Origin of the sequence: Rhizobium sp. TAL182, from assembly GCF_002117725.1 — a bacterium.
GTDB classification, from domain to species: Bacteria; Pseudomonadota; Alphaproteobacteria; order Rhizobiales; family Rhizobiaceae; genus Rhizobium; species Rhizobium esperanzae.
The window spans coordinates 16,240-28,497 of sequence record NZ_CP021029.1 but is presented as its reverse complement, the minus strand read 5'-3'; the positions used below and the strand labels follow the sequence as shown (position 1 = coordinate 28,497).

Sequence of the window (12,258 nt, the reverse complement as noted above, 5' to 3'; positions counted from 1 at the left end):
ACGTTGCTCGTCTCTTCGACCGGCAGACGCAGCAGCGTCTTAACGCCTGATCCCTCAGGATGCAGAGATCAAATTCTGCGGTCGAAGAGCACCAGCGACCGGGTGTCCTTCAAGCGGAAGACCTGGGCGGGCCGATTGCTCGCCCGGCGCATCTCGCCTTCGACGGGCTCCAGGAAATCGGCTTCCGCCATGCGCTTTCGAAAGGCCGATTTGTCGAGCTTACGGCCGAGAAGGCTCTCATAGACCGATTGCAGCTCGCTCAACGTGAAACGGACAGGCAGCAGATGGCCGGGCAGGCTCGAATATTCGACCTTGCTCCGGATGCGGCCGAGCGCCTCCTTGAGGAGGGACGCATGGTCGAAAGCAAGGGACAAGCCGACGCCCTCGCCTTCGATCGGTCGCCATTCGGCCTCCTCGGCCAGCGCATCCTGCCGCTTTGCGACATCATCGGCCGAAAGCAGCGCGATGTAAACGATGCTGATGCTCCAGCCTCTTGGGTCTCGATCGCGGCTTCCCGTCGTTTGCAGCTGTTCGAGATAGGGTGTTTCGACGCCGGTCTTTTCCTTCAGAACCCGCCGCGCCGCAGCCTCCAGATCCGAATCTTCATCAATATGGATCCAGCCGCCGGGCAAAGCCCAGTCGCCGGCAAAGGGGACGCTTGTCCTGCTCACGAGCAGCACGGAGAGGCCAGCCGGCGCCAGGGAGAAAATGGCGAGATCGACGGTCGCGATCGGTTTGAAGGCGTCATTGTCGCGTGTTGTCATGGTGGGAAGATAGCATGCCCCAGCCTTAGTGTAAATCGTCAACTAAGTTAGTTGACATTTGTCACTAAGTTATGTTTTCTCTTTTTCGACACGCGCGAGGGGCTCGCGCCAGGAACAGGAAAACGGATATGTTCGGACTGCGCTTTATCAAGACGGAACCCACGCAATACGTCATCCAATATCAGAACGGCAAGGCCGTTCGCGAGGGCGCCGGCCTTGCCTTCTGGCATTTTTCCCCTTCGAGCTCCCTCGTGCTCGTCCCGACGGCCAGCGTCAACGATCCTTTCATCTTTCCTCTGGTGACATCAGACTTCCAGGAGGTGACGGTGCAGGGCCAAATCACCTACCGCATCGCCGAGCCGCGCCGCACGGCGGCACTTTTGAATTTCACGCTCGACCGCAGGGGCCACTACGTCTCGGAGGACCCGCAGAAGCTTTCGACCCGCGTGATCGACCGCGTTCAGGTGGCGATGCGCGCCGAGGTGCAGACGCTGTCGCTGAAGGAGGTTCTGGCTTCGGGCGAGGCGCTCGTCGCCGGCGTGGCCGACGCCCTCAAGGTGCATCCGACGATCGAGGCGCTCGGCTTGGAGATTCTCGGCCTGTCGCTGCTTGCCGTCATGCCGAAGGCCGAGACATCAAAGGCGCTGGAAGCACATGCCCGTGAAGCCCTGCTGCGGAAGGCCGACGAAGCCATCTATAGCAGGCGCAACGCCGCGATCGAGCAGGAGCGGACGATCAAGGAAAACGAGATTGCCACCGAGATCACGTTGGAGAACAAGAGACGGCAGGTGCGCGAAGCCCAGATGGAGGCCGAACGCGCCGTGCAGGAACGGCAGCTGCAGATCCGCCGCGAGGAAATGGCCGGCAAGATCGCGCTCGAAGAGCAGAACCGTGACCTGGTGACGCTGGCGGCGACCAATGCGCGGGCCCAGGCCGACGCCCAGGCCTATGCGCTGACGGCGATGATGAAATCCTTCGAACAGGCCGATCCGAAAGTGTTGCAGGCGCTCGCCTCGGTCGGCATGCAGCCGGGCCAGCTGATGGCGCTCGCCTTCCGCGACCTTGCAGACAATGCGACGAAGATCGGCCAGCTGAACGTCTCGCCCGATCTTCTCAGGGAGATCTTGCAGCCGCAGGAGGGCAAGGACCGTGCCGGTCTCTGACGAACGCAAGATCATCCTGGTCGTCAGGCCGACCCGGCTCGATGAACTCATCGCCCGGTTCAACACCGTGCAGCAGGCGCAGTTCTATATCGAGCATCTCGGCGCCGACTTCAGCGATTATCTCGCCGAGAAGAAACAATACGAAACGGCCATCGACGAGGTGGAAGCAAGCCTGCGTGCCGTCGCCCGAGTCCAGCGTCTCGACCGCCGGTACCTCTCGAGCTTCATCTTCGCTCCCGACGATGTCGTCGTCGTGCTCGGCCAGGACGGATTGGTCGCCAACACGCTCAAATATCTCGACGGGCAGCCGGTCCTCGGCGTCAACCCCGACCCCAAGCGCTGGGACGGCCCGCTGCTGCCCTTCAACCCGAAGAGCCTTCCGAGAGTGATCGGCGAGGCGCTGAAAAATAAGCGGCCGATCAAACATGTCAGCATGGCCAAGGCGACGGTCAACACCGGCGCCGTCATCCACGCGGTCAATGATCTCTTCATCGGCCCGCAAAGCCATGTCTCGGCGCGTTATATCCTGCAGGCCGAGGAGCGCTGGGAACACCAATCCTCGAGCGGCATCATCGTCTCGACAGGCATGGGCTCCACCGGCTGGCTGAAGAGCCTCTATTCAGGTTGGCTCGGAGCAGCGAGCGCGCTGGGTTTCGAGCCAGCCGACCGGACGATCGACATGTCCTTCGCCTGGGATGCGGATTATCTGCGCTACTTCGTCCGCGAACCCTTCCCCAGCCGCACCACCGGCACCACCATTGTCGCAGGCATCGTCTCTAAGGACCAGCCGCTCACCATCGTCTCCGAAATGCCGGAGCACGGGGTGATCTTCAGCGACGGCATCGAGGCGGATTTTCTGGAGTTCAATGCCGGGACGCGGGCGGAGGTGACGTTGGCTGAGCGGCAGGGGATGTTGGTGGTGTGAGGGATGTTGAGGATTGGTGGTTATGGCGGGGCAACGACACCGCTGCCCTGGAGCGAACCGAGATCGGTGGTTGTCATCCTTAAGATATGGGCGTGAATGGCTGCTGCACTTGCTTCCGCCGTCTTTGAGGTGACATCCAAATTCAGCGTAAACGGGTGTTGGGGAGCGAGGACCTGGGCTCTTCTGCTTTTCTCCCTCGATGCCTGTGCATCAATCGACTTCAACCGATCGCGACGTGCCGGTGTGGCAACGCGACGTGCCAACTCCTCCTCGTCGCAGAGCAACCTCACGGGGACCAGCAGCGCCTCGCATTCTCGGGCCGCGCAGGCAATCTGCTGGAACGTGCGATTGCTGCGCTCATCACCTTCTATGCCGGCATGCGTGAAAATGAAATTCGCCGAAGGAGGACCATAGGCGACGATCGCATCCAGGACGGCTTGGCGAACTCTTCCGGTATATTCCCATATTCCATTCGGGAGAGGCGTGGTTCCGTCATCGTCAAGCAGACGCAGTATCGGGTTGTTGAACCAATGATTATCAATAACCTTTGCAGTCAGGAGCGGACTTAGTTCTCTCGCGATCGTCAACTTTCCGACGCCGGGAAAGCCCAAGAGGAGAATGAATAGCTTCATCGGGCTGTCTTCCCTATTCACAGCTGACTTCTCGAACCTCGCAGTCACTGCAGTGGACGATTAAGAGGCGGTGCCGATTTGGTCGGTGTCACAAGATCATAAAGAGTAGCGCGGTTTCGAAAAGCCGTCGCTTCCTTTGGTTGTCTCAAAGGATCGTCAAACGTTGCCATGTTGGTAACCGCCTTGCCGCCGGCATCGTCTCCCAGGATCAGCCGCTGACCAGCGTTTTCCGAAATGCCTGAACACGGCGTCATCTTCAGAGATGGCATCGAAGCGGATTTTCTTGAGTTTAATGCGGGGAGACGGGGGTGGTGATGCCGGCTGAGCGGCAAGAGGCTTGCGCTGGTGTTGAGGACTAACACATTGATTTGTTCAGCTTTGATATCGAAATGGAAGTAATGTTACGGTTTAGTTCCTTTACTTCTCCGCCCTCTCGCGACATGCAGTTATTGTCACTTTTGTGTGGGGCGACGAGGAACTCTCCCATGGACTGAGATGAGCGGCGGCTGCTGTAAAAAATCATCGGGCATATCGACCGTTACTCAGGAGAGCAGCGAGGGCGCCGGCGTTGATTGAACGCAAGGAGCGGCGCTTCGGCGTGTCCTTCGAGGCGTCGGCCTTCGGCGGGGGGATGCCGCGCCTTGGAGGGCTTGGTAGGGCCGTAGCCGATGGCGGGCGCCCGATGATTTTGTGCGGAGACCGGCACCGTAGAGAGTCTCTCCCTGAGGCGCCTCGAAGGGCTGGGCGGGTGCGCAGGTGTCAGATGACAAGGAGCGGTGTTGCCGCACGCTCCGCACGGGCTGCCGAGGAGGAGCTGCCCGCGTTGCGCACGGCCACCAAGGCCGCTAGCCGCTGCCCTGCTCCTTGTCCACAGCCGCTGCCGAAACCAGCCCGCGTTGCGCGTGCTTCATCCCATCGGGAAGCTGAAGCCAATCATGCCTGGACTCCTCGTAGACGGAAACCAGTGGCGGTGGAAATGCCGGGTCGGCGAAGGCGCCGACGGCGACGACGCAGAGGTCGGGATTGAAATCGCCCTCCCAATACACGGACGTGCCGCAGTTCGGGCAGAAGTGGAAACGCACCTTGCGCCCTTGCGCGGCGTCCCGCTCGAAGATCCTGCGATGTCCCTCGATCATCACTTCGGCCTTCGCGAAGATCGCACCGCTTCCGGCCACGGCGCCCGTTCTGCGCTGACAATCGCGGCAGTGGCAGATGCTCACCGTGAGCGGATCGCCTGATGTCTCTGCGCGGAGTGATCCGCAATGGCATTGCGCAAGCCTGTTCATTCGTCACCTCGGTTGCTTTTTGCTCATCTTGTTCGTTGTCGGTTAGGGCGCCGCGTCTCATGAGAAGTGTAGGAGGCTATCGCGCCGGCGCTCAAGCGTCCTCAAAGGGGGCGTAGGGTGGGTGTCGCGTCGAGTAGATGCAAGGAGCGGCGTTGCGGCGTGTGCTTCGAGGCTCCGCCCTGCGGGCTGCGCACCTCAGCATGATGGATGGTGGAGGATGCCGCGGCCGACGTCCGTTGGTGAGTGCCGCGGTCGACGAGAGGCATTGGAGGGTTTCGCGGCGCCCACGAGAGCCTCACCCTGATGCGCCCCGGCGAGGCCTCGAAGGGCTGACGGGTGCGATATCCATCTGGCAGAAGCCCGGCGCGGGAGAGTGCGCCGGGCTTCGATAGTGACCGACAGCATGGGAGGAGGAGTGCTGTCCATCGGACCAAAGCAGCTAAGAGGGGCAGCGCTTCGGCCGTCACGAGGTAGTGCCGCAATGCGGCGAATTCAAGCCGAAGGCTGCGCCAATATCGCACAGGTGATGTTGCGGACGGGAGAGTGGTGCGGCGCAGCTCCCTGTCTGCTTGGGCGCGGCGTTGTCCGCGGACAACGTAGCGACATGTGCTTCTTGTCGCGTGCTCCAATTTGAATGGCGTCGTGCAAAGGAGGTCCGCATGCGGGCTTAGGTGATGAACCCGTCAGACGAGTTATTCGCTTCGGCTCTCGACCTGCTGGCTCCGGCTTGTTCGAGTGCCTGCAGAACTCAGAAGGCGCCGGGAGGAGCGGCGGCGAATGGATTGCTTCGGACAGCTCCGCGGTTGGGTCATGCCGTTCATCCTCCGGACCGAACCAAAATCGAAACTATTTGGAGAGATCCTCATATGGCAGTTGCTCGAGGTTGTGCCTGATCAATGCTCCCTTCCGTCGCAGGTGTTCGATCAGGAGAGACGAGTTTCCGACTATTGCTATAACGGCATCAAACGACATGGTGTGCTCTGGCTGCAATTCCAGGATCTCCAACTCGCGATCGCTTGGGATGAAGTCCACACAATAGAGCCGGTGGAAGAGCACGCTCTATTCGCTCAAGTGCGACTTTACTTCGGCTGCCCCTTTCGGCGCAGTCGCTAGCTGCCTCTGAGCTAAACTTCGAAACTGAGCGACATCGTAATTGCCTATGCGGAAGACGAGGGCGGCGGGACCGCGCATTGAAAGTGCCGCCATGTCGGCTCATTCTGAGGCAGAGTCTTAATTCGGACACGGCATGAGCTGGCACAATCCAGGCCCGATCGGCTGGTTGTCCGCGGACAACGGACAGCGATATGCCAGTTCGCGAAGCCATGCAGCCGCCGCCAATGGCAACGCGATCCACAGGTCGATCCATGTCTTGAGCAAGAAGCGTCCGCAGGTTAATGTCTCGGCTAGGAAGCCCATCCGAACCTGCTGCCGGGTTGAAGGGCGTGCAGAGTTTCTCGACGACCATGTTCACCAAGGTCGAAGTGTAATCGGCAGACTTCGGCCGGAACATTGGATCGTCATATGCTGAACCCATCTGTCAGGTTCTCGCCTTCGAACGTCGCCACTTTCAAGAAAGCCTTGCGGGGTCAATATCCCAATATCAAGTCATCCCATCTTGATGAGGCGATCGCCGCGTCTTTCGGCTTCAAATCCTATGCCGCGATGCGTCCCGTGTTGTATCAGCTCGGCGCCTACGCCAGGCTAATCGTCGTTGTCGACCACTTGTTGCTTCTGCTTCGTCTGGAGGAGCTTGGGTATAGCGGCATCTCTCCTGAGTCGCTGCGCCGTCTCGTCTGGAGCGTCGAGTTCCCGGATGATCGATATGATGACGATGTCGGGCAGATGATACGAATGCGCAGGAGGCCTACGGCTGCCAATGCTGATTAGCCGGTCTGTCCGCCGCTGAACTTACCGGGAAAGCCGGCGATACGCCTCGCGGCATCTGCCGCCCGCAGTGAATGGTGGTCCGAGCCATCAGTGGCGGTCGGGAGTGTCGGCAGCAAATCGGCGCCGCGTTCTGATCGCCGGTCTCCAGAGGCGGTGCCCATTTCTCCCTTCGCAGCGTTGCATCCGGGTGTGTGGATGGAGCGGGAAGGCGGACTGGCGCCCGGGTACGGACGCTGTGCGATCGTAGAGCGTTCTGAATGACAAAGCCGGCCCATTCCGACCGGGGCCAATCTTTGCCGTGGACAACGGGGGTGGCTATTGTCGGCCATTGCCGTCGGCGCTATGGGTGGAGACAGGGCAAATGCATCGGTAGGTTTGTCGTTCAGGCGGTTCCGCGAATGCTTCTGCCGGTCTCCAGGAAGCGCCAGTGCGAAGACGGCGGCGAATTCGGGGTCCGAAATCGCTCTCGATGGGGCGTCTGGCGGCCGAATTTGCCGCTTCCGGCGCCGCGAAGTCGCCATGCCCGCGACAGTCCCAAAATAGCCCTGTGCTGCAGTAGCGAAACCAAAAGCCGGTTTTGCTTCCGTAGGCTGATTAAAATTTAATAAAATCATCTGTTTATAATATCGGGAGTTGGAGCCAGGCATCGCCGTCGCGGCGCTCTTGGCCGCAGCGGCCCCCTCCCCTCACCGGAAATCTCCGCAAGAAAGCAACAGCTTGCATCCTTTAGCGGCACCCGGCGTTATCCCCGAAGCAAATCGGAGGATAGGGTAATGGCTGATGTGCTCCGCCTCAAGGGATATCCGCTCACTGCGGCGATGATGGCGGCTGCTGTGGGCGCGTTTGTGTTGCTGCAGGCAAGGCAGCGCAATTCGCAGGCGCCTTCTGCCGCGATCGCCTTGTCGGGTGACGATCATGGGCGCAGTGCGGCGACGCCCGAGGCCATTCCGATGAGCGGCCTTCGCGATGTGTTCTGGCGCGTCTTCCATGAGGTCCTCGACGACCGGGTCACCCTCATTGCCGCAGGCGTAACTTTCTATCTGCTCCTGGCGCTGTTCCCGGCCCTGACGGCCTTGGTCTCGCTGTATGGCCTGGTGGCCGATCCGATCACCATTTCCGAACATCTTCGCGAGTTCGCCATCCTCCTGCCGCCCGGGGCCTTCGATCTTCTTGCCGATCAGCTCAAGGCGCTTGTGGAGAAACGCGACAGCACGCTCGGCATCACCTTCTTCGTCGGTCTCGGCATTGCGCTGTGGAGCACCCATAGCGGCACCCTGGCGATCTTCGATGCGATGAACGTCGCCTATGAGGAGAGGGAGAAGCGCAGCCTGGTGCGGCTGAACCTGATCGGCCTCTGCTTCACCCTCTGCGCCGTGGTCTTCGCGGTCGTCGTGGTAGCGCTCATGGGCGTGATGCCTGTCGTACTCTCCTATCTCTGGCTTGATCAGTTCAAGGAACATATGGCGCTTCTCTTGAGATGGCCGCTGCTTCTGCTTGTCATCGTCGTGGCCGTAACCTTGGTCTACCGCTTCGGTCCGAGCCGCGAGCCCGCGCGAGTCCGGTGGATGACCTGGGGTGCGGTTCTGACCGCGCTCGCCTGCGCCGGCATGTCGCTCGGCTTCTCCTTCTATCTCGAGCATTTCGCCAATTACGACGCGACCTACGGTACGCTCGGCGCGCTGATCGGTTTCCTCATCTGGATCTGGCTTTCCGTGGTTATTCTCATCGTCGGAGCGGAGCTCAATGCCGAGCTGGAGCATCAGACGGCGCGGGACACGACGACGGGCCACCCGCTGCCGATGGGTGCGCGCGGCGCCTATGTCGCCGATACCTTAGGCGAGATCGTGAGTTGAGCGTCTGAGCACGAGGCCGAAAAGTGTGAGCGGTTCTTGGTACGACATTATGCTCCACTCTTAATTGAGCAGTCTCGATGACTGCTCCTCGATTTGATGTATCCTGTCCTTCGGCAGGTTCGACAGAGGAGACGATCATGACCGCCCCGCATCCTTCCAAAACCCATATCGGCAATCATGCGCTGCATCCCGAAACGCAGATGCTGAACTACGGCTACGATCCCGAACTTTCGGAAGGGGCGGTCAAGCCGCCGGTGTTTCTGACCTCCACCTTCGTCTTCAACTCCGCCGAGGATGGCAAGGATTTCTTCGATTATGTCTCCGGCCGCCGCGAGCCGCCGGCGGGCAAGGGCGCCGGTCTCGTCTATTCGCGCTTCAATCATCCGAATAGCGAGATCGTCGAAGACAGGCTCGCTGTTTATGAGCGGACGGAAAGCGGTGCGCTGTTTTCCTCAGGCATGGCGGCGATCGCCACGACCCTGTTCGCCTTCGTCCGGCCGGGAGATGCGATCCTGCATTCGCAGCCGCTTTATGGCGGCACGGAAACCTTGCTGGCAAAGACTTTCCACAATTTCGGCGTCGCCGCGGTCGGTTTTGCCGATGGCGTAAGCGAGGCATCGGTGCAGAAGGCGGCGGATGAGGCGGTCGGCAAGGGCCGCGTTTCCGTCATCCTCATCGAGACGCCCGCCAATCCGACCAACGGTCTCGTCGACGTCGCGATGATCCGGCGGGTGGCCGATGCGATCGGCGCAAGGCAGGGGCACGTGCCGGTCGTCGTCTGCGACAATACGCTGCTCGGGCCGGTCTTCCAGCGGCCGATCGAGCATGGCGCCGATATCTCGCTTTATTCGCTGACCAAATATGTCGGCGGCCATTCCGATCTGATCGCCGGCGCTGTCCTCGGGCGCAAGGCTGTCATCAAGCAGGTCAAGGCGCTGCGCGGCGCGATCGGTACGCAGCTTGATCCGCATTCCTGCTGGATGCTCGGCCGGTCGCTCGAAACACTGCAGCTCCGCATGGAGCGGGCGAACAGCAATGCGCGGGCGGTGGCCGATTTCCTGCGTGATCATCCGAAGGTCGAGCAGGTCCATTATCTTCCCTATCACGACCCGGACTCGCCCTCCGGCCGCACCTTCGCCGCCCAATGCACCGGCGCCGGCTCGACCTTCTCCTTCGATATCCGCGGCGGCCAGCCGGCCTCCTTCAAATTCCTGAACGCGCTGCAGGTCTTCAAGCTCGCCGTCAGCCTCGGTGGCACGGAGTCGCTCGCAAGCCACCCCGCCGCCATGACGCATTCCGGCGTGCCGGCCGATGTCAGGGAGCGCATTGGCGTGCTGGAATCGACAATCCGGCTATCGATCGGCATCGAGCATCCGGATGATCTGATCGCCGATCTGGAGCTGGCGCTGCAGGCTGTTTGACGCGGCGCACGGAATCGATGCCCGGCGGCGCCGGGCATCGAGGACGAGGTTACTTGTCGTCGGTCGTCAGTTCCGTCTCGTCGGTATTGAGCACGAAAACCGCAAGCAGGCGCGCCGGCTTTGTCTTGCTGGCGTTCTTGCTGACGGCGTGATGATCGCCGGGAAATTCGGGAAAGCTCTCGCCGGCCTTGTAGATCTTCTCCGGCCCGTCATTCACCTTGCTGGTGATCGCCCCTTCGAGAACGGTGGCGTAGATGAAGGCCGACTTCGGGTGCGTATGGCCGGGCGACTGGCCCCCCGGCTCATATTCCACCAGCACGGCCTTCATGCTCTTGCCGGGAACATTGGGCAGCTTCTGGTCAAAGACGACGGTCACCTTGGCTTTGCCGCCAGCGGCGTCAGCCTGAGTGCCGGCGGCAAGGACAAGCGCAAAGGCCGCCGCCGAGATGATTTTCCTGAGCATGTCTGGTCTCCTCGGTTGCTAGGGTAATTCCAGGAAAGTGCGAGCGGTCTCGTCTGGAATTTCTGAAATCAATTGCTGAGGGCGGCTCTCCGCTGCGTGAAAGCTGAGCCGCTCCAGGAGTGGGTGGACAAGCGCCGGGTCGATATCACGCGCTCTTTTTCTGGGGCGGCTGCTGGCGCAGCCAGTCGTCGAAGCGGATCTTGCCGAGCCGGGCATCGGGACCGGTTACCAGCGAAGTGTCATCGAGCTCGACGCCGAAATAGCGGGCGTGCGGATCCGTCATCACCTGGCGCGGATCGTTCGTCGCCTTGAAGAGGCGCGTGACGATATCGGTCAGGCGGATTTTTTCGGGGCCGCCGATTTCGATCGTGCCGTTAACCGGTGCTGCGAGCGCCACGTCCGCCATGACATCGGCGACATCGTCCGAGGCGATCGGCTGAAGATATGCCGGCGACAGATGCACGGTCTGGCCGACCGTGTTCGACTGGGCGATGCCGGCCATGAATTCATGGAACTGGGTGGAGTGCACGATGGTATAGGGAATGCCGGAGCTCTTGATCAGCTGTTCCTGGGCCATCTTGGCGCGCATGTAACCGCTGCCCTGCAGCCGCTCCATGCCGACGATCGACAGCGCGATGTGGTGCTTCACGCCGGCCGCAGCCCCCGCCTTGAGCAGGTTGCGGCCCGAAGTCTGGAAGAATTCGAGCACGGCCTGATCTTCGAACGAAGGCGAGTTGGCGAGGTCGAGCACCACCTGCGCCCCGGCAAGTGCTTCGGCGACGCCTTTGCCGGTGATCGTGTCGACGCCGGAATTGGGCGAGGCCGCTAAAACGTCGTGTCCCTTCCTGCGCAACCTTTCCACCGTCTTCGAGCCGATGAGGCCGGTCCCGCCGATAACGACGATCTTCATGGTAATCTCCCTTGTCCTTTGCGAGGAATGTCCTCTGTTGATTTTAAGATGGGTCGCAAACCGCCTGTTCAGCAGGGCAGGCGACTAATCGACATGAGGACAATCGCCACGCGGATTTCCGGCGCGGCCGACCACAGCCGACGGCCAAGAGAATGCGCCGGATCGGGAGCTCGAACCATTCTCTCTCGGTCGCTGTCGTCCTATGCCAAGGCAGTAGCGCAACTCATCTGCGGTCGAGGTGTGCCGCCGGAGTGGAGAAGGCTGATGTCATCCGGCATCGGCCGGACGTGCCGTGGGCGGAGATAACCGAAGCCGACGATGTCATCACGATCGCGCAAGCCCGCGGCCTTCGGTGCCGTCGCGACGAAGACGGAGGCGCTCAAGCGTTGGCTTCGGTAGGGCAGGCCGGAGAGGCGATCCGGCGCATTTTGCAATCATTGATGCAGGATGTCGTCGTCACGGGGCCCGTGTGGTGTCCCAATCCGGCGGCCCGCGAAATTCGATGCCATAACGTTCAGCAAGCTGGAGCAACCGATCCATGTGCTCCGGCAGACGTGGAGCCTGCACAGCGGCCTCGATGAAGAATTCTTCCATGCCGCCCGGCGTCAGAATGGTGAGGTTGCGTCCGGGACACGCGCTTGCCACCCGAAATGTGTGCGGCACGCCACGCGGTAGGAAAATTGATCTGCCCGCAGGAACCCGAACGATCTCGCCGTTCAGCCAGAACTCGTAATCGCCTTCGATCACATGGATCACCTCGTCCTCATTGTGATGGATGTGGACGGGCGGCCCGCCGCCGGCAGGCACGGTGCCTTCAAAAACGCCGACAATTCCGCCGCTCTCAAATCGTCCCACATGTATGGTGTAGGCAGTGTCCATCCAGCTTACGGTCCGCCCGATGCCCCCAGCGATGTTCATCGCAATTTCCTTCCAAGGTTGAATGGAATAGAGTTT

General features: G+C 61.0%; 12 protein-coding genes. 5 read left to right on the top strand and 7 right to left on the bottom strand.

Annotated elements, in window-relative coordinates; genetic code table 11:
• Window positions 1-68: 68 nt before the first annotated feature.
• On the bottom strand, window positions 69-764 hold the full coding sequence (locus Tal182_RS29180; RefSeq protein WP_085861787.1) for an NUDIX domain-containing protein: 696 nt from the start codon (window positions 762-764) through the stop codon (window positions 69-71).
• Window positions 765-892: 128 nt separating this feature from the next.
• On the opposite strand from Tal182_RS29180, the gene Tal182_RS29175 reads away from it, so the two are divergent.
• Window positions 893-1,927, top strand: coding sequence for an SPFH domain-containing protein (locus tag Tal182_RS29175; protein WP_085861786.1), 1,035 nt, complete (start codon window positions 893-895; stop codon window positions 1,925-1,927).
• On the top strand, window positions 1,914-2,852 hold the full coding sequence (locus Tal182_RS29170; RefSeq protein WP_085861785.1) for a sugar kinase: 939 nt from the start codon (window positions 1,914-1,916) through the stop codon (window positions 2,850-2,852). Before Tal182_RS29175 ends, Tal182_RS29170 begins: the two co-directional genes overlap by 14 nt.
• Window positions 2,853-2,872: 20 nt before the next feature.
• Here the strand turns inward: Tal182_RS29170 and Tal182_RS29165 are convergent, their stop codons facing one another.
• From Tal182_RS29165 to Tal182_RS29160, 3 genes are all read right to left on the bottom strand, one after another.
• On the bottom strand, window positions 2,873-3,484 hold the full coding sequence (locus tag Tal182_RS29165; RefSeq protein WP_085861784.1) for an AAA family ATPase: 612 nt from the start codon (window positions 3,482-3,484) through the stop codon (window positions 2,873-2,875).
• A gap of 44 nt (window positions 3,485-3,528) precedes the next feature.
• Window positions 3,529-3,753: a hypothetical protein gene (locus tag Tal182_RS32030; RefSeq protein ID WP_125461511.1), complete on the bottom strand. Its 225-nt coding sequence runs from the start codon at window positions 3,751-3,753 to the stop codon at window positions 3,529-3,531.
• Between the two features lie 576 nt (window positions 3,754-4,329).
• A complete protein-coding gene (locus tag Tal182_RS29160; RefSeq protein WP_245344922.1) occupies window positions 4,330-4,659 on the bottom strand; it encodes a GFA family protein in 330 nt (109 codons plus the stop codon).
• 1,632 nt (window positions 4,660-6,291) lie between these two features.
• On the opposite strand from Tal182_RS29160, the gene Tal182_RS29150 reads away from it, so the two are divergent.
• The 3 genes from Tal182_RS29150 to Tal182_RS29140 all read left to right on the top strand — a co-directional run bounded on the left by Tal182_RS29150 (window position 6,292) and on the right by Tal182_RS29140 (window position 9,931).
• Window positions 6,292-6,657: a hypothetical protein gene (locus Tal182_RS29150; RefSeq protein WP_064807261.1), complete on the top strand. Its 366-nt coding sequence runs from the start codon at window positions 6,292-6,294 to the stop codon at window positions 6,655-6,657.
• Window positions 6,658-7,430: 773 nt separating this feature from the next.
• Window positions 7,431-8,510 (top strand): YihY/virulence factor BrkB family protein, encoded by a 1,080-nt coding sequence (locus Tal182_RS29145; RefSeq protein WP_085861781.1) that lies wholly within the window; start codon window positions 7,431-7,433, stop codon window positions 8,508-8,510.
• A 137-nt stretch (window positions 8,511-8,647) separates the two neighbouring features.
• On the top strand, window positions 8,648-9,931 hold the full coding sequence (locus tag Tal182_RS29140; protein ID WP_085861780.1) for a cystathionine gamma-synthase family protein: 1,284 nt from the start codon (window positions 8,648-8,650) through the stop codon (window positions 9,929-9,931).
• Between the two features lie 49 nt (window positions 9,932-9,980).
• Here the strand turns inward: Tal182_RS29140 and Tal182_RS29135 are convergent, their stop codons facing one another.
• The 3 genes from Tal182_RS29135 to Tal182_RS29125 all read right to left on the bottom strand — a co-directional run bounded on the left by Tal182_RS29135 (window position 9,981) and on the right by Tal182_RS29125 (window position 12,222).
• The gene (locus tag Tal182_RS29135; RefSeq protein ID WP_085861779.1) at window positions 9,981-10,394 is read right to left on the bottom strand and encodes a cupin domain-containing protein; all 414 of its coding nucleotides are present in this window, start codon (window positions 10,392-10,394) and stop codon (window positions 9,981-9,983) included.
• 145 nt (window positions 10,395-10,539) lie between these two features.
• Window positions 10,540-11,304, bottom strand: a complete 765-nt coding sequence (locus Tal182_RS29130) for an SDR family oxidoreductase (protein WP_064807254.1) — start codon at window positions 11,302-11,304, stop codon at window positions 10,540-10,542.
• A 456-nt stretch (window positions 11,305-11,760) separates the two neighbouring features.
• A complete protein-coding gene (locus Tal182_RS29125) occupies window positions 11,761-12,222 on the bottom strand; it encodes a cupin domain-containing protein (RefSeq protein ID WP_064807252.1) in 462 nt (153 codons plus the stop codon).
• Window positions 12,223-12,258 lie beyond the last annotated feature (36 nt).

Coding starts and splice junctions, on each gene's coding strand:
- Tal182_RS32030 (WP_125461511.1), bottom strand. CDS start 3,753: ATGCCATCTCTGAAGATGACGCCGTGTTCAGGCATTTCGGAAAACGCT.
- Tal182_RS29145 (WP_085861781.1), top strand. CDS start 7,431: ATGGCTGATGTGCTCCGCCTCAAGGGATATCCGCTCACTGCGGCGATG.
- Tal182_RS29135 (WP_085861779.1), bottom strand. CDS start 10,394: ATGCTCAGGAAAATCATCTCGGCGGCGGCCTTTGCGCTTGTCCTTGCC.
- Tal182_RS29175 (WP_085861786.1), top strand. CDS start 893: ATGTTCGGACTGCGCTTTATCAAGACGGAACCCACGCAATACGTCATC.
- Tal182_RS29150 (WP_064807261.1), top strand. CDS start 6,292: ATGCTGAACCCATCTGTCAGGTTCTCGCCTTCGAACGTCGCCACTTTC.
- Tal182_RS29125 (WP_064807252.1), bottom strand. CDS start 12,222: ATGAACATCGCTGGGGGCATCGGGCGGACCGTAAGCTGGATGGACACT.
- Tal182_RS29130 (WP_064807254.1), bottom strand. CDS start 11,304: ATGAAGATCGTCGTTATCGGCGGGACCGGCCTCATCGGCTCGAAGACG.
- Tal182_RS29180 (WP_085861787.1), bottom strand. CDS start 764: ATGACAACACGCGACAATGACGCCTTCAAACCGATCGCGACCGTCGAT.
- Tal182_RS29165 (WP_085861784.1), bottom strand. CDS start 3,484: ATGAAGCTATTCATTCTCCTCTTGGGCTTTCCCGGCGTCGGAAAGTTG.
- Tal182_RS29140 (WP_085861780.1), top strand. CDS start 8,648: ATGACCGCCCCGCATCCTTCCAAAACCCATATCGGCAATCATGCGCTG.